Source organism: Embleya sp. NPDC005971, assembly GCF_040629175.1.
Taxonomy (GTDB): domain Bacteria; phylum Actinomycetota; class Actinomycetes; order Streptomycetales; family Streptomycetaceae; genus Embleya.
Map to the genome: position 1 here is coordinate 92843 of NZ_JBEXUX010000021.1, position 20459 is coordinate 113301.

At 72.1% G+C, this 20459-nt stretch carries 16 protein-coding genes; 10 read left to right on the forward strand and 6 right to left on the reverse strand.

The genetic code is table 11. The features are described from left to right. Positions 1–140: 140 nt before the first annotated feature. From ABZ374_RS20255 to ABZ374_RS20270, 4 genes are all read left to right on the forward strand, one after another. A complete protein-coding gene (locus ABZ374_RS20255; protein ID WP_360312875.1) occupies positions 141–386 on the forward strand; it encodes a DUF2630 family protein in 246 nt (81 codons plus the stop codon). A 131-nt stretch (positions 387–517) separates the two neighbouring features. Then, positions 518–1837 carry a pitrilysin family protein gene (locus ABZ374_RS20260; RefSeq protein ID WP_360312877.1) on the forward strand — a complete coding sequence of 440 codons (1320 nt, stop codon included), beginning with the start codon at positions 518–520 and terminating at the stop codon, positions 1835–1837. Beyond that, a complete protein-coding gene (locus ABZ374_RS20265; RefSeq protein WP_360312879.1) occupies positions 1834–3198 on the forward strand; it encodes a pitrilysin family protein in 1365 nt (454 codons plus the stop codon). Before ABZ374_RS20260 ends, ABZ374_RS20265 begins: the two co-directional genes overlap by 4 nt. Positions 3199–3276: 78 nt before the next feature. Then, on the forward strand, positions 3277–5739 hold the full coding sequence (locus tag ABZ374_RS20270; protein ID WP_360312881.1) for an HAD-IC family P-type ATPase: 2463 nt from the start codon (positions 3277–3279) through the stop codon (positions 5737–5739). A 121-nt stretch (positions 5740–5860) separates the two neighbouring features. Here ABZ374_RS20270 and ABZ374_RS20275 read toward each other — a convergent pair whose 3' ends face one another. Further along, positions 5861–6271 (reverse strand): hypothetical protein, encoded by a 411-nt coding sequence (locus ABZ374_RS20275; protein WP_360312883.1) that lies wholly within the window; start codon positions 6269–6271, stop codon positions 5861–5863. 173 nt (positions 6272–6444) lie between these two features. On the opposite strand from ABZ374_RS20275, the gene ABZ374_RS20280 reads away from it, so the two are divergent. Continuing rightward, positions 6445–7140 (forward strand): hypothetical protein, encoded by a 696-nt coding sequence (locus ABZ374_RS20280; RefSeq protein ID WP_360312885.1) that lies wholly within the window; start codon positions 6445–6447, stop codon positions 7138–7140. A 46-nt stretch (positions 7141–7186) separates the two neighbouring features. Here ABZ374_RS20280 and ABZ374_RS20285 read toward each other — a convergent pair whose 3' ends face one another. The 3 genes from ABZ374_RS20285 to ABZ374_RS20295 form a co-directional block, all read right to left on the reverse strand. Then, positions 7187–8926: an AMP-binding protein gene (locus tag ABZ374_RS20285; protein WP_360312887.1), complete on the reverse strand. Its 1740-nt coding sequence runs from the start codon at positions 8924–8926 to the stop codon at positions 7187–7189. 198 nt (positions 8927–9124) lie between these two features. Beyond that, entirely contained in the window at positions 9125–10135 is a 1011-nt protein-coding gene (locus tag ABZ374_RS20290; protein WP_360312889.1) for a pseudouridine-5'-phosphate glycosidase, read from the reverse strand. 30 nt (positions 10136–10165) lie between these two features. Next, positions 10166–10504 (reverse strand): VOC family protein, encoded by a 339-nt coding sequence (locus tag ABZ374_RS20295; RefSeq protein WP_360312891.1) that lies wholly within the window; start codon positions 10502–10504, stop codon positions 10166–10168. Between the two features lie 123 nt (positions 10505–10627). On the opposite strand from ABZ374_RS20295, the gene ABZ374_RS20300 reads away from it, so the two are divergent. The 3 genes from ABZ374_RS20300 (at position 10628) to ABZ374_RS20310 (ending at position 15695) form a co-directional block, all read left to right on the forward strand. Beyond that, on the forward strand, positions 10628–13360 hold the full coding sequence (locus ABZ374_RS20300; protein WP_360312893.1) for a GNAT family N-acetyltransferase: 2733 nt from the start codon (positions 10628–10630) through the stop codon (positions 13358–13360). 584 nt (positions 13361–13944) lie between these two features. Then, positions 13945–14532, forward strand: coding sequence for a DUF5998 family protein (locus ABZ374_RS20305; protein WP_161365428.1), 588 nt, complete (start codon positions 13945–13947; stop codon positions 14530–14532). Beyond that, positions 14529–15695, forward strand: a complete 1167-nt coding sequence (locus tag ABZ374_RS20310; protein WP_360312895.1) for a nucleotide pyrophosphatase/phosphodiesterase family protein — start codon at positions 14529–14531, stop codon at positions 15693–15695. Before ABZ374_RS20305 ends, ABZ374_RS20310 begins: the two co-directional genes overlap by 4 nt. 406 nt (positions 15696–16101) lie before the next feature. Here ABZ374_RS20310 and ABZ374_RS20315 read toward each other — a convergent pair whose 3' ends face one another. Then, positions 16102–16881, reverse strand: a complete 780-nt coding sequence (locus ABZ374_RS20315; RefSeq protein ID WP_360312897.1) for a VOC family protein — start codon at positions 16879–16881, stop codon at positions 16102–16104. Positions 16882–16990: 109 nt separating this feature from the next. Between ABZ374_RS20315 and ABZ374_RS20320 the strand changes: the two genes are divergently transcribed. Further along, complete coding sequence (locus ABZ374_RS20320; protein ID WP_360312899.1) at positions 16991–17833, forward strand: sulfurtransferase; 843 nt, start codon at positions 16991–16993, stop codon at positions 17831–17833. 90 nt (positions 17834–17923) lie between these two features. On the opposite strand, the gene sepH is transcribed toward ABZ374_RS20320, so the two are convergent. Next, entirely contained in the window at positions 17924–19048 is a 1125-nt protein-coding gene (sepH, locus tag ABZ374_RS20325; protein ID WP_360312901.1) for a septation protein SepH, read from the reverse strand. Between the two features lie 421 nt (positions 19049–19469). Between sepH and ABZ374_RS20330 the strand changes: the two genes are divergently transcribed. Further along, the gene (locus tag ABZ374_RS20330) at positions 19470–20444 is read left to right on the forward strand and encodes a hypothetical protein (RefSeq protein WP_360312903.1); all 975 of its coding nucleotides are present in this window, start codon (positions 19470–19472) and stop codon (positions 20442–20444) included. Positions 20445–20459: the final 15 nt, after the last annotated feature.

Consider the following 20459-nt stretch of genomic DNA (forward strand, 5'->3'; position numbering starts at 1 on the left):
CCGGTGCGACATGTGAGTGCATCGACCCGGGTGACAGCGTGCTTGAGGGCCGTGCGAGGAGGGAAGGACAGCCCTTTGGCCCACGGTTGTGCCGCAGTCCCCGGCCGCCGTCCGAGCAGGGAAAAGGAAGGGTTTTCGCGATGGACGACAAGCAGATTCGCGAACGCATCACCGACATGGTCGAGCAGGAGCGTGCCCTGCGGGAGCAACTTGCGCAAGGTGGCATCTCGGGCGGCGAGGAGCATCGTCGGTTGGCCGACGTGGAGGCCGAACTCGACCGGTGTTGGGACCTGTTGAGGCAGCGTCAGGCGTTGCGCGACGCGGGTGCGGACCCGGCGAGCGCGGCCGCGCGGCCGGCGCGCGAGGTCGAGGGTTACCAGCAGTAGGGCGCGCCGCGGGCGCGCTTCGCCCACCGCGAACACCCCCGCGCGCGGGAGTCGATCGGGCACCGCGCGTCGTTAGGGTGAGGGTGGCCGCCGTCGCGGCGGTCACCCTCCAGGAGAGGACGGATGGGCTTATGGCAGGACCGGCGACTGCATCGTTGGGGTTCACCGCGACCACGCACACCCTCGGCAACGGGCTCCGCGTGGTGCTCTCGGAGGACCACGTCGACCCCGTGGCCGCCGTCTGCCTCTGGTACGACGTGGGCTCACGGCACGAACGGCCCGGGCGGACCGGGCTCGCGCACCTCTTCGAGCACCTGATGTTCCAGGGTTCGGCCAACGTGCACGGCAACGAGCACTTCGAGTTCGTGCAGTCGGCGGGTGGTTCGCTCAACGGCACCACCAGTTTCGAGCGCACCAACTACTTCGAGACGATGCCCGCGCACCAGCTCGAACTCGCGCTGTGGCTGGAGGCGGACCGGATGGGCGGGCTGCTCCAGGCGCTGACCGAGGAGAGCCTGGAGAACCAGCGCGACGTGGTCAAGAACGAGCGCCGCCAGCGTTACGACAACGTGCCCTACGGCACCGCGTGGGAGCGCCTGGTGGCGATGGCCTACCCCGAGGGCCACCCGTACCACCACATGCCGATCGGCTCGATGGCCGACCTGGACGCCACCTCGCTCGCCGACTGTCAGGCGTTCTTCCGCACGTACTACGCGCCGAACAACGCGGTGCTGGCCATCGTCGGCGACGTGGACCCCGAGCAGACCCTGGCCTGGGTGGAGAAGTACTTCGGCACGATCCCCGCGCACGACGGCAAGCCGGTGCCCGCGGACGGCGCGCTGCCGCCGGTCCTGGGTGCCGAGCTGCGCGAGAGCGTGCGCGAGAAGGTGCCCTCGCCGGCGCTGATGGCCGCCTACCGGATGCCGGCCGACGGCACGCGGGCGGCGGACGCCGCGGAGATCGCGCTGACCATCCTGGGCGAGGGGGAGAGCTCGCGGCTGAACACCCGCCTGGTGCGGCACGACGAACTCGCGCTCTACGCGGGGGTGGGCCTGATGCGCCAGGCCGGCACCGCGTCGGTGGGCATGCTGGACGTGAAGGCGTCCGGTTCGGGCGCGGTGGCGGCGATCGACACGGCGTTGGCCGAGGAGTTCGCCCGGTTCGCCGCCGAGGGGCCGACGCCGGCCGAACTCGAGCGTGCGCAGGCCCAGTTGGAGCGCGCCTACCTGGACACGATGGCGACGGTGGGCAGCCGGGCCGACGAACTGTGCCGCTACGCGACGCTGTTCGGGGACGCGAACCTGGCGTTCACCGCGCTGGAGCGGCTGCTGGACATCACCGCCGAGGAGGTGCGGGCGGTCGCCGCCGAACGCCTGGTACCGGAGAATCGCGCGGTGCTGGTGTACGAACCGACGGACGACGCGGACGAGAACGAGGAGCAGGTCGCGTGACCCAGACCGGCGAGATGGTGTTCCACCCGCGCCCCGGCGCGGGTCCGGCCCGTGAGTGGACCTTCCCCGAGCCCCGGCGGTCGGTGCTCGGCAACGGCCTCACGGTGTTGCGCGTGGACCGGCCCGGCCAGAAGGTGGTGGCCGTCGAGTTGGTGCTCGACTCGCCGCTGGCCGCCGAGCCGGCCGAATGCGAGGGCGTGGCGACGATCATGGCGCGCGCGTTCACCGAGGGCACCGACAGGATGGGCGCGGAGGAGTTCGCGGCCGAGTTGGAGCGCTGCGGCGCGACGATCGACAGCGACGCCGATCACCCGGGCGTGCGGGTCGCGCTCGATGTGCCGGCCTCGCGCCTGGAACGCGCCCTCGGGTTGCTCGCGGACGCGGTGCGGGCACCGGCCTTCCCGGCGGAGGAGGTGGACCGGCTGGTGCGCCAGCGGCTGGACGAGATTGTGCACGAGTTGGCCAGCCCGCCGCGCCGCGCCGCGCTCGCGCTCAGCAGCACGCTGTTCGACGCCTCGATGCGGTTGTCCCGGCCGCGGGCCGGTTCCGCGACGAGCGTCGCGCGGGTGGACCGCGCGGCCGTGTGGGACTTCTTCACCGCGCACGTGCGCCCGCAGACGGCCACCCTGGTCGTGGTCGGCGACTTCGCCGGCGTGGACGTCACCGACGTGCTGGAGCGCACGATCGGCACCTGGAGCGCACAGGCCGCCGAGCCCTCGCGGCCCGTGCCCGTGCTCGCCGACGACCACGCCCGGGTGCTGATCGTGCACCGACCGGACAGCGTGCAGACCCAGTTGCTGGTCGGACGGATCGGGCCGGGCCGCGAGCACGCCTCGTGGCCGGCCCTGACCATCGGCACGTACTGCCTGGGCGGCACGCTCACCTCGCGGCTGGACCGGGTGTTGCGGGAGGAGAAGGGCTACACCTACGGCGTGCGCGCGGCGAACCAGTCGCTGCAGGTGGGCTCGCTGCTGGCGATCCAGGGTTCGGTGGAGACCGACGTCACGGGGCCGGCCGTCGCGGACATGGTCACCGTGCTGCGCACGCTGGCCGCCGAGGGCCTGGTGGACGGCGAGCGGGACGCGGCGGTGCAGAGCATCGTGGGGGTGGCGCCGCTCAAGTACGTGACACCGCGCGCGGTGTGCGACTCGCTGGCCGACATGGCCGCCGAGCGGCAGCCGGACGACTACCTGCCGCAGCTCTACCTGCGGCTGGCCGAGGTCGCCACCAAGGACGCCGCCGAGGCGGTGTCCGCCGGATTCGATCCCGAGCACCTCGTGGTGGTCCTGGTGGGCGACGCGGACAAGATTCGCGAACCGCTCGAAGCGCTCGAACTCGGACCGGTCACGGTCGTCGAATAGTCGCGAACCGGCGGTGGGCGGACGGCAACGGCCGGCCCACCGCCAACCGCGGTTTCCCCGGACACTTACGGTAGACCCATGACTCAGCCGTTGCCGGGCGCCGGGCCCGGAGAGACGACAGCCATCCCGCCGGTCGACAGACCCGACAAAAGCGAACCCGACGTGCCCCTGGGCGTCGGACTGACCGCCGCGGATGTCGCGGAGCGGGTCGCACGAGGAGACGTCAACGACGTTCCCGTGCGTTCCAGCCGCTCGACGGCCGAGATCGTCAAGGCGAACGTCTTCACCCGGTTCAACGCCGTCATCGGCGTGTTGTGGCTGATCATCCTGTCCGTCGGGTCGGTCAAGGACGGCCTGTTCGGCTTCGTGATCATCGCCAACACCGGGATCGGCATCATCCAGGAGATGCGCGCCAAGCGCACCCTGGACCGGCTCGCGGTGATCGGCGAGTCCAAGCCGGTGGTGCGCCGGGACGGGCAGGCCGTGGCGCTGTCCCCCTCGGACCTGGTGCTGGACGACGTGATCGAACTGGGCGCGGGCGACAAGGCCGCCGTGGACGGCGTGGTCGTCGAGGCGGACAACCTGGAGATCGACGAGTCGCTGCTCACCGGCGAGGCCGACCCGGTGATCAAGCGTCCGGGCGATCCGGTGATGTCCGGCAGCTTCGTGGTGGCCGGCAACGGCGCGTTCACCGCGACCCGGGTCGGGCGCGAGGCGTATGCCGCGCAGCTCATGGAGGAGGCCAGCAAGTTCACCCTGGTCGCCTCCGAACTGCGCAACGGCATCAGCACGATCCTCAAGTACGTCACCTGGATCCTCTTCCCGGCCTCGGTCGCGCTGATCGTCAGCCAGTACCGGCTGGAGGACACCACCTGGCGCGAGGCGGTCACCCGGATGATCGCGGGCATCGTGCCGATGGTCCCCGAGGGCCTGGTGCTGCTCACCTCGCTGGCCTTCGCGGTCGGCGTGGTGCGGCTGGGTCGCAAGCAGTGCCTGGTCCAGGAACTGCCCGCGATCGAGGGCCTGGCCCGGGTCGACGTGGTCTGCCTGGACAAGACCGGCACGCTCACCGAGGGCGGCATGAACGTCGCCGAGGTCCGCGAACTGGCCGAGGGCCTGCCGGTGCGCGCCGCGCTCGGCGCGCTCGGCACCACCGAACCCCGGCCGAACGCGAGTCTGGCCGCGATCATCGACGAGTGCCCGGCGCAGGCCGGCTGGACGTCGGTGGAGAGCGTGCCGTTCTCCTCCGCCCGCAAGTACAGCGGCGCGACCTTCGAGGCGTCCGGCGCCCGGGCCACCTGGCTGATCGGCGCCCCCGAGGTGCTGGTGACCACGCACGCGCACGGCGACCTGCTCGCCGACGCCGAACGGCTGGGCGCCCAGGGCCTGCGGGTGTTGTTGCTGGTGCGCACCGACGCCTCGCTCGCCGACACCGTCGACGCGCTCGTCGGCGGCCCGGACGGCGCCGACGTCACGCCCGCCGCGCTGGTGGTGCTGGAGCAGCGACTTCGGCACGACGCGGGAGCGACGCTGGAGTACTTCGCCGACCAGGGCGTGGCGGCCAAGGTGATCTCCGGCGACAACGCGATCTCGGTCGGCGCGGTGGCCGCCAAGCTCGGCATCAAGGGCGCCGACCACCCGGTGGACGCCCGTACGCTGCCCACCGACCAGGACGAGCTCGCGGACGTGTTGGAGGCCAACACCGTCTTCGGCCGGGTCACCCCGCAGCAGAAGCGGGACATGGTCGCCGCCCTTCAGTCGCGCGGCCACAACGTCGCGATGACCGGCGACGGCGTCAACGACGTGCTCGCGCTCAAGGACGCCGACATCGGCGTGTCGATGGGTTCGGGCAGCGAGGCCACCAAGGGCGTCGCGCAGATCGTGCTCCTGGACAACAGCTTCGCCACGCTGCCCTCGGTGGTCGGCGAGGGTCGCCGGGTGATCGGCAACATCGAGCGGGTCTCCAACCTGTTCCTGACCAAGACCGCCTACTCGGTGCTCCTGGCCATCCTGGTCGTGATCGCCAACGTGCCCTACCCGTTCCTGCCCCGGCACCTGACGCTGCTGGCCTGGTTCACCATCGGCACGCCGGCGTTCTTCCTGGCGCTGGCACCGAACAAGGAACGGGCCCGGCCCGGCTTCGTCAAGCGGGTGCTGCGCTACTCGGGCCCCTCCGGCGTGATCGCCGGCACGGCGACCTTCACCGCGTACCTGCTGGCCCGTTCGCACTACGGCGCGACGGACGCCACGCGTACGGCCGAGACGTCGATCGCGACGCTCACGCTGTTCCTGGTCGGCCTTTGGGTGCTGGCGATCATCGCCCGCCCGTACACCTGGTGGCGGGTGGCGCTGGTGCTGGTGATGGGCGCCGGGTTCGCCACGGTGCTCACGGTGCCGTGGCTCCAGGACTTCTTCGAGCTCAAGCTGGTCGGTACCCGGATGCCGTGGACCGCGGTCGGCCTCGCGGTCGCCGCGGGGCTCCTGCTGGAGGTCGTCGCCTACTGGAACAAGCGACGCCTGGCGAGCGAGGTCGCGGGCTAGTTCGAGGCCGGCCCGCCCCGGCGGGTGTCGGTGCGGTGGCGGGTGGGTCGGGTCGGCGATGGTCGCGCCCGGCCCACCCGTTGCGTTCGCGGTGCCCGCCGAGCCGCGAGACGCGCCGAACCTAGCGGCCGCCCTGCCGCCGCTCCGCGAGGGCCAGGCTCACGCCGACCAGCGCGGAGCCACCGGCCAGGGCCGCGATGAAGGCCCGCCGGCCGCGGGGCAGTCGCCGGCGGTGCCCGTAGGTGATGAGCGTGTCGCCGAGGTCGGCCGCCGAGGCGGCCAGTGCCCAGGCCCGGATCGGCTCACCGCGCACCGCCGCGAACATCGCGCCCGCGCCCAGCGCGAGGTCGCGTCCGCCGAGCGCGCGGGCGAACACGAGGGCCCCGGTGCGGTCCGCGTCGTCGCCGATCCACGGCCGGGCCACCCGCGGCGGATCGAGCAGCGCGACCACGCCCAGCGCGACGCGGGCACCACCCCAGCCGAAGGTCGCCTTGCGGATGAGGCCCTCGGAATCACGCAGCGTGCTGGTCACAACCGCCACGGTATCGCCACCCGCCACTCCAGCGGCCGGCGATTTCGTGCATTAGCCTCGCTCTGCCGCACACACGCATCGGCAACACCGCGGGATCGGCGCCATCGTGACGAACGGTCACGCATCCAGGGGGGTGGCGGCGGCCGATCGCGCCACGGGGATGGAGAATCACGTTGTATCTGCGCAAGCCTGCCCTTTCGGGACTGTTGATCGCCGCTTCCGTCATCGCGCTCTCCAGCGGATGCGGCCTGGTCGACAAGGCCAAGGGCGACGACGACAAGAAGAAGGACTCCGCCACGACCGCGCCTCAGGCGGGCGGCGGATCGACCGGCGGTGCGAGCGGCGGCGCGACCGGCGCGCCGGCCACGACGCCCGGCGGGGGCAAGGGCAACACACCCGCGACGGCCCCGGCCACGGGCAAGCCCGGTGGCACGGTCGACCTCGACCCCAAGGCGTTTTGCAATCTGCTCACGCCCGCCGAACTCAAGGGCGTGCTGGGCACCGAGGTCACCCGCACCAAGAACGACGACACGCTGCGCACCTGCCGCTACTACGGACCCGGTGACGCGGGGCTGGTGACCATCCAGTACTTCATGCGCAGCAGCAAGCTCGCCGACACCCCGGAGAGTGTCGTGGCCAACAACACCGTGGCCAAGTACGGCAAGCCGATCACCGACCTCGGCCCGATCCCCACCCTGTACGTGCCGGGCACCGGCAGCTACCCGGCGCCCAGTGTGCCCGAGGTCTACTTCGCCAAGGCGCACGGCGACCTGATCGTCGACATGCACGTGAGCCTGGCACCCGCCGCGAAGGACCTGCCGCGTGCACAGCACATCGCGATCGCCAAGCTGATCGCCGACAAGATCTGATCCGCCGTCCGGGGCCGAGTCGATCCCGCTCGGCCCCGGCTCGCGGTCAGTTGCCCTTGAGCTCCGGGAAGTCCTCCTCGAACCACTCCAGCTCGCCCCGTCCGGCCTGATCGCCGTCGTGCAACTCGCGCTCTCGACCCCGTAGTTCCACTCGGCGGATCTTGCCCGAGATGGTCTTGGGCAACTCCGCGAACTCGATCCGGCGGACCCGCTTGTACGGCGAGAGCACGGCACGGGCGTGCCGCAGGACGGACAGCGCGGTCTCGCGGGTCGGCTCGTGCCCGGGCGCGAGCACCACGTACGCCTTCGGCACGGCCAGCCGGACCGGGTCCGGCGAGGGCACCACCGCGGCCTCGGCCACCGCTTCGTGCTCGATCAGCACGCTCTCCAGCTCGAACGGCGAGATGCGGTAGTCGGACGCCTTGAACACGTCGTCGGAGCGGCCCACATAGGTGATGTAGCCGTCCGCGTCCCGAGTGCCGACATCGCCCGTGTGGTAGAAGCCGTGACGCATCGACTCGGCCGTGCGCTCCGGGTCGTCGAGATAGCCGGTCATCAGGCCCAGCGGGCGGGCGGCGAGTTCGAGGCAGATCTCACCCTCGGCATCGGTCCCGGTGACCACCTCGCCGGAGATCGGGTCGACCAGGGCCACCGTGTAGCCGGGCAGCGGTCGGCCCATCGAGCCCGGCCGGACCTCCTGCCCGGGCGCGTTGCCGATCTGCGCGGTGGTCTCGGTCTGCCCGAAGCCGTCCCGGATGGTCAACCCCCAGGCGGTCCGCACCTGTTCGATGACCTCCGGGTTGAGCGGCTCGCCCGCGCCGATCACCTCGCGCAGCGCGGTGCGCCACGCGCCCAGGTCCTCCTGGACCAGCATCCGCCACACGGTCGGCGGCGCACAGAACGAGGTCGCCCCACAGCGCACCATGGTGTCCAGCAACGGACGCGCGGCGAACCGCTCCTGACGCACGATCAAGATCGTGGCCCCGGCGTTCCACGGGGCGAAGAAGTTGCTCCAGGCGTGCTTGGCCCAGCCGGGCGAGGAGATGTTCAGGTGCGTGTCGCCCGGACGCAGACCCAGCCAGTACATCGTGGACAGATGCCCGATCGGATAACTCGTCTGGGTGTGGCCCACCAGCTTGGGCTGCGCGGTGGTGCCGGAGGTGAAGTACAACAGCAGCGGGTCGGTCGCGGTGGTCGGGCCGTCCGGTACGAACACCGCGTCCGCTTCGTGGCCGTCGGACCCGTCGTGCGCGGCGGCGAACGAGAGCCAGCCCGGCGTCGGTTCGCCCACCGCGATCCGGGTCCAGGCACCCGGCACCTCGGCGAAGCCCGGGGTCACCGCCGACTCGGCGATCACGTGCGCGACATCGCCTCGGGTGACCCGGTCGGTCAGATCGGCCGGTGCGAGCATCGTGGTGGCCGGGATGATCACCGCGCCCAGTTTCATCGCGGCCAGCATCGCCTCCCACAACTCGACCCGATTGCCGAGCACGAGCAGCACCCGGTCGCCGCGCCGGACCCCCCGGGCGCGCAACCAACCGGCGACCCGGTCGGAGCGTCGGGCCAGTTCGTCGAAGGAGACCTTGGTGTCGGTGCCGTCCTCGGCCACGATCCACAACGCGGTGGTGTCGTTGCCGCGGGCGATCACGTCGAACCAGTCGAGCGCCCAGTTGAACTCGGTGGGATCGGGGCGCGGGAAGTCCCGGCACGCGGTGGGCTGGTCCTCGCGGTGTTCGAGCAGGAAGTCGCGCGCTGCGCGAAAAGCCTCGGTCGCACCCGTCGTCATCGCCGAATTCCTCCGTCTGTCGTGCGGTCGCCGTACCGCAGCATCGCGTCGTCGGTACCGGAACGCACCCTCGCACCACCCGTTCGGGGGGTCAACGATCGAGCCCGGAAGCCGGAGAAATCGGTGCGCGACGCACCCGCGGGTGGGATCCGCCGCCCGGGCCGCCGCGCCGCCGGTGGTCACGGCCCGGGAAGGGGGTCAGGCGATGGTCAGGGCCTGGGCGATGCGGGCGGCCAGAGCCGCGTTGTCGAGGATCAGGGCGATGTTGGCGGTCAGACTGGCGCCGGCGGTCTCGCGGTGGAAGTAGTCCAGCAGGAACGGGGTGACCTCCTTGCCGCGGATGCCCTTGTCGGTCAGCGCGGCCAACGCCCGATTCAGCACCCGGTCGTGCAGCTGCGGGTCCAACTGGTCGGCCCGCGGCACCGGGTTCGCCACCACCAGGGCGTTTCGTCCCAGTCCGAGCGCCTCGTGTGCCCGCACCACGTCGGCCACCTCGTCCGCGGTGTCCACCCGCCACTCCAGCCGATGGCCGGAGTCGACCAGGTAGAACCCCGGGAACGCGTGGGTGCCGAAACCGGTCACCGGGACGTTGAGCGACTCCAGCCGTTCCAGCGTCGCGCCCACGTCCAGGATCGACTTGACCCCCGAGCACACCACGACGAGCCCGCACCGGGTCAACGCCACCAGGTCGGCGGACTCGTCCCAACTCTCCCGCGCCTGGCGGTGCACCCCACCCAGGCCGCCGGTGGCGAACACCCGGATGCCCGCCTGGTGGGCCAGATGCGCGGTCGCCCCCACGGTGGTCGCGGCGTGCCCGCCGCGCGCGGCGACCAGGGCCAGATCGCGCATGCCGGCCTTGAGTACATCCGTGCATGTGGCGACGAATTCGAGCGTCTCGGCGTCCAGGCCGATCGAAGGGCGGCCGTGCACGATCGCGATCGTCGCCGGGACCGCGCCCGCGGCCCGGACCCGGCCCTCGATCTCGCGCGCGATCCGCAGGTTGTCCGGGCGGGGCAACCCGTGCGCGATGATCGTGCTCTCCAGGGCGACCACCGGTCGGCCCGCGGCGAGTGCGTCCGCGACCTCCGGAAGGATTCGCAAGCCGTTCACCGGTAGGACGCTACCGGGCGCGAGCGGCAGCGGCACCGCATACGCACCGGGACGCGGCGGTTCGGCCTCGCCTCGGCGCTCGGATACTCCGATGATCATGGCAACCCGCCGTTCCGTCCCGACCGGCGATCAGCGCCGCGGCTGATACAGCACGGCGGCCCAGCCGTCCGGACCGGTCACCCGCACCCGCACCTCGTGCGGCCCCTCGACCGACTCACCCACGGTGAATCCGCCCTCGCGCAGCGGCACCAGGGCCGCGTCGAGGTCGGCGACCTTGACCATGACCGACGCCGAGTCGCCCTCGCGGTCGGTGCCGGCCAGCGCCAGTCGGCCGCCGTTCACGTCGAACTGCGCCCAGCGCTCACCGTCGACGAACGTCGGTTCCGCACCGAGTACCGCGGTCATGAACCGCACCGCCGCGGCCATGTCGGCGACGGGAAAAGCGGCGGACAGGCCCTGAGCGGACATGGGTTACCTCCTGAGGCGAGACCGGGCACGGTATCTGATGGTCTATCAGGTGCGGCGGACACCAACCGAGTCGGGGCGCCCGGAAGGCACCGGCGGCGCGCCGCAGGGGTTAGCCTCGCAAACGTGGAGCCCACCGACACCGCAGATCCGCCGGCGAAGCCCCCCGAGCACTGGGAGGCCGACGTCGTCCTGCGCGACGGCGCGACCGCCCATGTGCGCCCGGTCGGCCCGGATGACGCCGGCCGCCTCGTGGACTTCTACGCGCGCGTCTCGGCCGAGTCGAAGTACCTGCGCTTCTTCACGCCCTACCCCCGACTGTCCGACCGCGACGTCCGACACTTCACCACCCACGACTGGGTGGACCGGGTGGGTCTGGGACTGTTCGTCGGCGACGAGATGGTCGCCATCGTGCGCTACGACCGGATCGGTCCGGACGGGCGCGCGGTGCGCACCGGCCCGCAGGGCCGCTCCTCCACCGCCGAGGTGGCCTTCCTGGTCCAGGACGACCAACAGGGCCGCGGCGTCGCGTCGGTCCTGCTCGAACACATCGCCGCGGTCGCCCGCGAGCGCGGCATCCGCCGTTTCGTGGCCGACGTACTGCCCTCCAACCGCCGGATGGTCACGGTGTTCACCGAGGCCGGCTACACCCAACAGTCCGCGTTCGAGGACGGTGTGGTCCGGCTCACCCTGGAACTCGCGCCCACCGAGACCTCGCTGGGCGTGATGCTCGGGCGCGAGCACCGGGCCGAGGCGCGTTCGATCGCCCGCCTGCTCACCCCGCGCTCGGTCGCGGTGATCGGCGCCAGCCGACACGAGGGCACGGTCGGCAACACCCTGCTGGCCAACCTGCGCGCCGGCGAGTTCACCGGCGACCTGTACGCGGTCAACCCGAAGGCGGGCAGCGAGCCGATCGACGGCGTGCCGACCTACGCCTCGGTCCTGGACATCCCCGGGGACGTGGACCTGGCCCTGGTGGCGGTCCCGGCGGACGCGGTGCGCCAGGTGGTCGAACAGTGCGGGCGCAAGGGCGTACACGGCCTGGTCGTGGTCTCCTCCGGCTTCGCCGAGACCGGCCCCGAGGGTCGGGACCGCCAGCGGCGTCTGGTCCGCGCCGCCCGCCGGCGCGGCATGCGGGTGATCGGACCGAACTGCCTGGGCGTGCTCAACACCGACCCGGACCTGCTGGTCAACGCGAGCCTGTCGCCCCGGATGCCGCGCCGCGGCCGGGTGGGCATGTTCGCCCAGTCGGGCGCGCTGGGCATCGCCATCCTGGAGTCCACCGTGAGCCGGGGCATCGGCCTGTCCACGTTCGTGTCGGCGGGCAACCGCGCCGACGTCTCCGGCAACGACCTGTTGCAGTACTGGGAGGACGACCCGGCCACCGACGTCGTCCTGCTGCACCTGGAATCGATCGGCAACCCGCGCAAGTTCACCCGGCTCGCCCGACGCGTCTCCCGGGCCAAGCCGGTGGTCGCGGTCAAGTCCGGACGGCACACCCAGGGCGTCCCACTCGGGCACGTCACCCGCACCCTGACCCTGCCCGACTCGGCGGTCGACGCACTCTTTCGGCAGGCGGGCGTGATCCGCGTGCCCACCGTCGCCGAACTCTTCGACGTGGGCCAACTGCTCGCCTACCAACCACTACCCGCCGGCGACCGGATCGCGATCATCGGCAACTCCGACTCGCTGGGCCTGCTCACCCAGGACGCGTGCGCCAGCGCGGGCCTGAACCCGCGGCGCCCGGTCGACCTGACCACCTCCGCGACCGCCGACGACTTCCGCGACGCGCTCGCCGAAGCACTGGCCGACCCCGAGACGGACGCGGTGATCACGGTGTTCATCCCGCCGCTGACCACCTCCGGCGACGAGGTGGCGAGCACGATCGCGGAAATGGCCGGACAGGCGGCGGAGATCGGCAAACCGCTGCTGACCACCTACCTCGCCCACGAGGGCCTGCCCACCCAACTGCGCCGCCTGGACGCGGACGGGGTGCCCGCGCTCGGCTCGGTGCCCTCCTACCCGGCCCCGGAGAACGCGGTCCGCGCCCTCGCCGAGGTGGTGCGCTACGCCGCGTGGCGCCGCCGGCCCACCGGCTCGGTGCCCGAACACCCCGACGTACGCACCGACCAGGCCCGCGCGCTGGTCCGGGCCCGACTCGGCGCGGCGGACGCGGTGGGCCTGTCCCCGGCGGACGCCGCCGACCTGCTGGACTGCTACGGCGTCCGGCTGCTGCCCGCGGTGCGGGTGGACAGCGAGGACGCGGCGATCCGCGCGGCGACCGAACTGGGTTACCCGGTCGCGCTCAAGACGATCGCCGAACATCTGCGGCACCGGGTGGACGTGGACGGGGTGCGCCTGGACATCGGCGCGGAGGCCGGACTGCGCCGGGTGTTCCGGGAGATGACCGCCCGCCTGGGCGGCCCGGACCAGGCCCGACTGGTGGTGCAGTCGATGGCGCCGCACGGGATCGCGACCGACCTCGGGCTGACCTACGACGAATCGTTCGGCGCGGTGCTCACCTTCGGGCTGGCCGGGCCGGCCACCGAACTCCTGGGCGACGTGGCACACCGACTGGTGCCCGCCACCGACCAGGACGTGGCGGATCTGGTCCGCGAAGTCCGGGCGGCACCGATGTTGTTCGGCTACCGCGGCGCCCGGCCGGTGGACGTGTCGGCGCTGGAGGACGTCCTGCTGCGGCTGTCCCGGCTGGCCGACGACCTGCCGCAGGTGACGTCGGTCGCGCTGAACCCGGTGGTGGTGGCGGCCGAGGGCGCACACGTGCTGGGCGCGCAGATCCGCCTGTCCCGTCCGCCCGCCCGCACCGACCTGGGCCCCAGGTCACTGTCCCGACCGTAGCGGCGATCGCTCCGGGGGCGGACCCGCTCGCGCGGATCGACGCGAGAGCCGCACCCGTGGACATGTGGAACCGCCGCCGTACTCACATGCCACCCCGAGCTGTGGCACCTACGTACGACGGCGGCTCCAGGCCGGATCCGCTCCGCGGCATGCCCCTCCGCGCCTACCCTCCACATGGCTGCGCATTTCATGCCGTTCGACGCTCTCCGGACCGCGCCGCCCCGTGCCGGTCGTTTCCCCGAGTGTCCCCGGCGGTGAGGCGGTGTCACTCGTTCCCCCGCCCGGGGGCCCGAGTGCCGTGAGAGATCCACCGGCGCCACCGTGTCGACGGCGCGTCCCTGTTGCCCCGGTCGGGCCTCTCGAGAGATCAGTCAACCCCGCCGAGCCGCCCACCGGGAGGGCGCACGGAAGGCGCACGGTGGCGATCCGTAGAAGTGGTACCAACAGTGCGCATCCACCTCACCCGTTCGGGCCTGTCATTACGTCGACAAACCGTCACCATTGGGCAACGGCGTGTGCGCAACCCGACCTTCACCCGGGGCGGATGGCGCACGTGCGCCCTCGGAGGTGCCAGGATGGGGGGTATGGCTAAGACCACCACCTCGACCCAGGGGCTGCGCACGGCCATCGAGCGCAGCGGTTACTACCCGAGCCTCGTTGCCGACGCGGTCGAGTCCACGATCGGCACCGAGCCGGTCGACGCTTTCCTGGTGCACCAGGAGACCACGTTCGATTCCAATGAGGTCCGCCGCCACATCACCGTTCTGGTGCTCACGCCAGGCCGTTTTCTGGTCAGCCACACCGACGAACACGCGCCGGACGACACCTCGCCCACCCCTTACGCGACGACGTCCACCGAGACGGTGCGGATCGACCGACTGGAGTCGGTCGTGGTCAGTCGTGTCGTGGGCAACCCCGCCGAGTACGTTCCCGGGGCCCCGCCGCGCGAAGCCGTGCTCACCATCGGGTGGGGCGCGGTCGGCCGGATCGACCTCGAACCGGCCGGTTGTGCCGACCCGAACTGTGAGGTCGACCACGGCTACACCGGTTCGCTGACCGCCGACGACCTCTCGCTGCGGGTCAGCGAAGCCGCCGACGGTCCCGAAGCGGTCGAGCGCACCCTCACGTTCGCCCGCGCGCTGTCCGAGGCAGTGGCCGGCATCAACCAGTGAGCGCTTCCGTCTGGTTCGACGAACAACCCCCGGTCCCGTTGCCTCGCTACGGGACCGGGGCGTTGTCCGACCTGTTGCCCTCGATAGCCGCCTCCCTCGGCATGCCGGGGGAGGCGAACATCCTCGGCCTCGCGCCCGCCCGCGCGGCGTGCGTGTTCCTGATCGACGGCCTGGGCTGGGACCTGCTGCGGGCGCACCCGGTCGAGGCGCCGTATCTGCACTCGCTCCTGGGCACCTCGTTCGCGGGCAGCGGCCGGCCGCTGACGGCCGGCTTCCCGGCGACCACCGCGACCAGCCTCGCCTCCTTCGGCACCGGACTGACCCCCGGCGTGCACGGGTTGGTCGGCTACTCCGTGGCGGTGCCCGGCGAGAACCGGCTGATGAACCAACTGCGTTGGGTCGACGACATCCGGCCGCGGGACTGGCAGCCGTACCCGAGCGTGCTGGAGCGGGCCGCCGCCGCCGGCATCCGGGTCGCGCAGGTCAACGACGTCATCTTCGAACACACCCCGCTGACCAAGGCGGTGCTCGACGGCGGCCGTTACGTCGGCGCCGAATTCGGCGACCCCAGAGTCCGCGGGGTGCACCGTCAACTCGCCCACCCCGGCCCGGTGCTGGTGTACACCTACGCCAGCGAGCTCGATCGGTGCGGCCACGGCATGGGCGTCGACTCGCCCGAGTGGCGGGCCGAACTGCGCCGGATCGACGGTGTCGTCCGGGCGATGGCCCAGGGGCTGCCCGCCGACTCGGTCCTGTACGTGACCGCCGACCACGGCATGGTCGACGTGGCCCCCGAGCAGCGCGTCGACGTGGACACCGACCCCGGCCTGTCCGCCGGCGTCGCCCTCCTGGGCGGCGAGTCCCGGGCCCGGCACATCTATACGCGGCCGGGTGCCACCAGGGACGTGCACGCGATCTGGGACGACATGCTCGGCGACCAGATGTGGGTGCTCACCCGCGACGAGGCGATCGAGTCCGGCTGGTTCGGGCCGGTCGTCGAGGACCGGGTGCGCGCGCGGATCGGCGACATCGTCGCGGCGGCCTTCGGCGACATCGCGGTGGTGGCCTCCCGCCGCGAACCGGGCGAGTCGCGACTCACCGGCGTACACGGCTCGATGACCTCGGCCGAACAGTCGATCCCGCTTCTGGAGGTTCGCGCCTAGGGCGCGGCTTCAGGGCCCGCTCATGCCGAAGGGGACGGTCTCCGCACGGAGACCGTCCCCTTCGGCATGAACCGGAGCCGGCTCAGGCCTGGTTGCGCTTCTTGGACACCACGAGCGCAACGCCCGCGGCGGCGGCGAGCAGCAGGACGATCTTGAACAGCTTGCCCATGAAAATGGACCCCCTCGATGGTCGAACGAAGATGCGTCTCCCGACCGGGGAAGGCCGCGGGCGACGCGATCCGTGTGTACGTAGGCGCACGGGTACCCGCCGATCCCGGACCCCGTTTCCGGACGGGAGCCCGTCGAGCTCGACTCTACGTCACCTGTTTGGCTCAAGGGTGGAGTGGTTTCCGGTCGGAGTGGCGGGCCCGTTCGGGGTCTCGGTCGCGGATTCGGACCAGGCGGGCTATTGCGGATCATTCGGATTCGACGCCACCGCGATCACGTTGAACACCGCGCCCTGCGGATCCTGCACCGCGGCGACCCGACCGTACGGCGACTCCTCCGGACCGCGCAGCACCTTGCCGCCCAGCTCGTCCACCCGGTCCACCGTCTCGTCCGCGTCGCGCACCGCGAAGTACGTGGCCCAGTGCGGTGGCGGGCCGTTGCGTCCGCCCGCCACGCCGCCGCGCAACTCGCCGTCGACGTGGAACGTCGCGTAGTCGAAGTCGGCGTCGGACATGTCCTCGTAGGTGAAGCCGAACACCGCCGCGTAGAACTCCTTGGCCTGCGGGCCGTCCGGTGTGTACAGCTCGTTCCACACCACCGCGCCGGGCTCGTTGATCACCCCCGCGCCGTTGTGGTCGCCCGCCTGCCAGACGCCGAACACGCCACCCGTGCGGTCGGCGGCCACCGCCATCCGGCCGAACGTGCGCACGTCCATCGGCGGCACCAGCACGGTGCCGCCGGCCACGCGGACCCGCTCGATCACCGCGTCCGTGTCGTCCGCGGCGAGGTAGGTGGTCCAGGCGACGGGCCCCTCCTGTTCGGGCGGGCGACCCAGCAGGCCGGCGACCGGTCGCCCGCCGAGCGTGCAGGTCGTGTAGTGACCCACGTCGGCCGGCCCGATCTCCCCGGCCCAGCCGAACAAACCGCGATAAAAGGCCAGTCCGGCCGCGACATCGGGCACGCCCAGATCCACCCAGCACGGTACGCCGGTGGGATACCGCGAGGTCCACTCGCTCATCACTGCCTCCCGGGGCAGACGCCGACAATTGGGGACGATCCGAATCGATGCTGCCACCGGGGTCGGACATGTGCTCGTCGGTGGGCGCCGCACGAGGCAGGATGCCGGTATGAGTTCCCTGATCGAGGCGGCCGACCTGGCCGCCGCCCTCGACGGTTCGTCGCCACCGCTGGTGCTCGACGTCACCTGGCAGCTCGGCGGTCCGCCCGGCATCGACTCCTATCGGGTCGCCCACGTGCCGGGGGCCCGCTTCGTCGACCTCGCCACCGAGTTGTCCGGCCCGCACACGCCCACCGGTACCGGGGGCCGCCATCCGATGCCGGAACCGGGCGCGTTCGGCGCGGCCATGCGCCGACTGGGCATCGCCGCGGCGACCGACGTGGTCGTCTACGACGCGGGCCAGAGCGTCGCCGCGGCGCGGGCGTGGTGGCTGCTGCGCTACTTCGGCCACGATCGGGTGCGGGTGCTCGACGGCGGCTTCGCGGCTTGGACGGCGGAGCACCTGCCGGTCACCGACGTGGTGCCGGAGCCTGCCGAGCCCGGCACGTTCGTCCCGCGTCCGGGCGAGATGTCGCGGCTGGACGCGCAGGAGGCCGCGGCGTTCGTGGCCGCCGGCGGCGTGTTGCTCGACGCCCGCGCCGGTGAGCGCTTCCGCGGCGAGAGCGAGCCGATCGACGCGAAGGCGGGTCACATCCCCGGCGCGGTCAGCGCGCCCGCGACCGAGTACACGCACGCCGACGGCCGCTTTCGCGAACCCGCCGAGCTCAAGGAGTACTTCGCGGCCCGGGGCGCGGTGCCCGGGGCGCGGGTCGCCGCGTACTGCGGCTCCGGCGCGACCGCCGCGCACGAGGTGCTCGCGCTGTCCCTGGCCGGCATCCCGGCCGGCCTGTACGCGGGATCCTGGAGCGACTGGATCACCGACCCCCGGCGCCCGGTGGCCACCGGCGAGTAGCGGGCCCGGTGGGCCGCCGCACGAGCACGGAAAACGCGGGAGCCGAGGGTCCGTCGGACCCTCGGCTCCCGCGGTCTGCGTACGCGTCGATCACTCCCGGCGTTTGCGCCTGCTCCCGAACACGATCTCGTCCCAACTGGGCACCGTCGCCCGGCGGCCGGGACGCACGCCGTCGGCCTCGGCCTGCCGGTCGGTGCTGCCGACCAGCCGCTCGCGGTGCGGGCCGACCACGCCGCGTGGCACCAGGACGTTCTCGTAGGCGCTGCCCGCGCCCGCCGCCGCGGCGGGCGCCTGGGTCTCCTCTTCCTCGATCGGTTCGGCGCGCTCCGGGCGCTCCGCCCGCTCGACGCGTTCGATTCGCTCGGGGCGCTCGCCGCGTTCGATCCGTTCCGGGCGCTCCGCCCGCTCGGACCGCTCGATGCTGCCCACCCGCGGGCGTTCGGCCAGTGCGGTCACGTCGATGCGCATCGGACCGGGGGAGACCGACTGGGTCTGCGGTTCGCCGCGCAGCCCCGGGACCGCGTCCAGCAGGCTGGTGATCGCGTCGTCGTCGCTCTCGCGCGGGATGGTGGCCAGGCGCGGTCGAAACGGGAACGGGGTCTCGGACGCCGCCGGGTGCTCGCCGATCAGCGAACGAGCCTCGTCGTCGTTGGTGGTGACCAGTCGCCGGGGCGGGTCGAAGCTCCAACTCGCCGAGCGCATCTCGCCGTCGGCGCGGTAGAGCAGCAGGATCTCCCAGCTGCCGTCGTCGCGTCGCCACGAATCCCACTGCACCGACTCGGAGTCCGCGCCGCGCAGGTGCAGGCGTTCGGTGACGATCTCGCCGAGCAGCGGACCGGTGGTCTCGCCCTGCCGGCGGATGGGTGTCTTGCGGGCGCGCTCGGCCATGAAGGCGCGTTCGGCGAGCACCGGACCCTCGAAGCGCCGCACGCGGTCGACCGGGATGCCGGCGAGCTGTGCGACCTCCTCCGCGGTGGCACCGGCCCTTATCCGGGCCTGGATGTCACGCGGACGCAGTTGGCTCTCGACTTCGATCTCGATCTGGCCGAGCCTGGCGCGGTCGCCCCTGACGGCGGCACGAAGCCGTTCGTCGATGGGCAACATGTACTCGGTGCCGTCGGCAGCCTTCAGCACCAACCGTGTGCCGTCGTTGCTGACGGCCACGACACGCAGTTCGGGCATGGGGACCTCCCGGGTGGTGCCTGCCGACGTCACCTGCGTCGTTGCTCCCGCTACGAGTGTGACCTGCCCAGCCTTGACATGGCCACAACCTGACCGAGTTGTCCGGCGTGTCGGATTTATTACCTGACTGGCCGAATTGCCCTGGTTACACCATTTCGGGTAGATACCTGGGCGGCGCCCCACCCTGACCTCTGCGGTCGGTCGTCTCCCCCTTCGCGCACAGGTCTTTCCGGAACCTCGCGTGAACAGTACTCCATTCGGGGGCTCTACCGGGACACACCGCGCCGCATCGGCGCGTCCCGTTCGGACGAGTCGTTTTCGGCCGTCCGGGGTGATGTCGATCACAAGATTGGGCCGATCGGAACGATGTGGATGGGCCGTTCAGTCGTAACCAGGGTGAAGTCCTGTTTTTCATGATTAACCACCGTCCGAGTACGGACGGGCAAGGAAAGTGATGCCGGAAAGGACCGAAAATGAACGCCGCCGGATCGATGTCAACGCGGTGCAGGTCGTGGGCAGTGCCCTGGCCGCCATCTCCTCGGCGTTCCTGCTCTCCACGCTCGGTGTCGCCGGGACGGTGATCGGCGCCGCGCTCGCGAGCGTGGTCGCGACCGTCGGGAGCGCGGTCTACGTACACCTGTTCCGGCGCACCGGCGAGCAACTGCGCGACGTGCGGGCGACGCTGAGCCCGCCGCACGAGGGCGGGCCGAGCCCGGACCCCGGCGCGGTACCGGATCGACCGGTCGGTGTGGCGGACCGGCGGCCGGCGACCGACGAGACGATGTTGCTGCCGGTCGGCGGCTACGAGTGGGTCGGCCCGGGCGCGGACGCGCCGGGCGGCGCCTCCCGGGCCGACGACGCCGAGCACGCGGCACCGTCCGAGGGCCCCGGCGAGCGACGGGTGTGGCTCGCGCGGTCGTTGGTGGGGGCCGTGCTCGTGTTCGTCGTGGCGATGGGTGTCGTCACGCTCGCCGAGACCGCGATCGGCCGCTCGTTCGCGAGCCTGTTCGGCCACGGCGACGCGGGCGGCTCGACCATCTCGCGCATCGTCGAGGACCGACCCGCCCGGCACGACCCGCCCGAGCAGCCGGCCGGTTCGACCCCGAACCCGACCGGCACCGGCACGTCGGCGCCCACCCGAAGCCCGGGGACCGACGACAAGGGCACGTCGGGCGTGCCCGGCGGCGACGGCGCGACCTCGGTGCCCTCGACCACCCCGACCACGCGCCCGAGCGACACCCCCTCGTCCGATCCGACCGGTTCCCGGCCGCCGGCCACCGCCCCGCCCGCGACCACGCCCTCGGGCGGCTCGGGCGGCGGCGCGGCCGACGGCGGAGCGGCGGCGGGCAACGACGCCGGCGGCACCGACCAGGGCCCGGCGAACAACGAACGGAAGTCGAACGCGGGCTCGGGATCGGAACGCGGCTAGACGAGCGGACCCGCC

Coding starts and splice junctions, on each gene's coding strand:
- ABZ374_RS20290 (WP_360312889.1), bottom strand. CDS start 10,135: ATGATCATCGGAGTATCCGAGCGCCGAGGCGAGGCCGAACCGCCGCGT.
- ABZ374_RS20260 (WP_360312877.1), top strand. CDS start 518: ATGGCAGGACCGGCGACTGCATCGTTGGGGTTCACCGCGACCACGCAC.
- ABZ374_RS20320 (WP_360312899.1), top strand. CDS start 16,991: ATGAGTTCCCTGATCGAGGCGGCCGACCTGGCCGCCGCCCTCGACGGT.
- ABZ374_RS20270 (WP_360312881.1), top strand. CDS start 3,277: ATGACTCAGCCGTTGCCGGGCGCCGGGCCCGGAGAGACGACAGCCATC.
- ABZ374_RS20285 (WP_360312887.1), bottom strand. CDS start 8,926: ATGACGACGGGTGCGACCGAGGCTTTTCGCGCAGCGCGCGACTTCCTG.
- ABZ374_RS20330 (WP_360312903.1), top strand. CDS start 19,470: ATGCCGGAAAGGACCGAAAATGAACGCCGCCGGATCGATGTCAACGCG.
- ABZ374_RS20295 (WP_360312891.1), bottom strand. CDS start 10,504: ATGTCCGCTCAGGGCCTGTCCGCCGCTTTTCCCGTCGCCGACATGGCC.
- ABZ374_RS20315 (WP_360312897.1), bottom strand. CDS start 16,881: ATGAGCGAGTGGACCTCGCGGTATCCCACCGGCGTACCGTGCTGGGTG.
- ABZ374_RS20305 (WP_161365428.1), top strand. CDS start 13,945: ATGGCTAAGACCACCACCTCGACCCAGGGGCTGCGCACGGCCATCGAG.
- ABZ374_RS20255 (WP_360312875.1), top strand. CDS start 141: ATGGACGACAAGCAGATTCGCGAACGCATCACCGACATGGTCGAGCAG.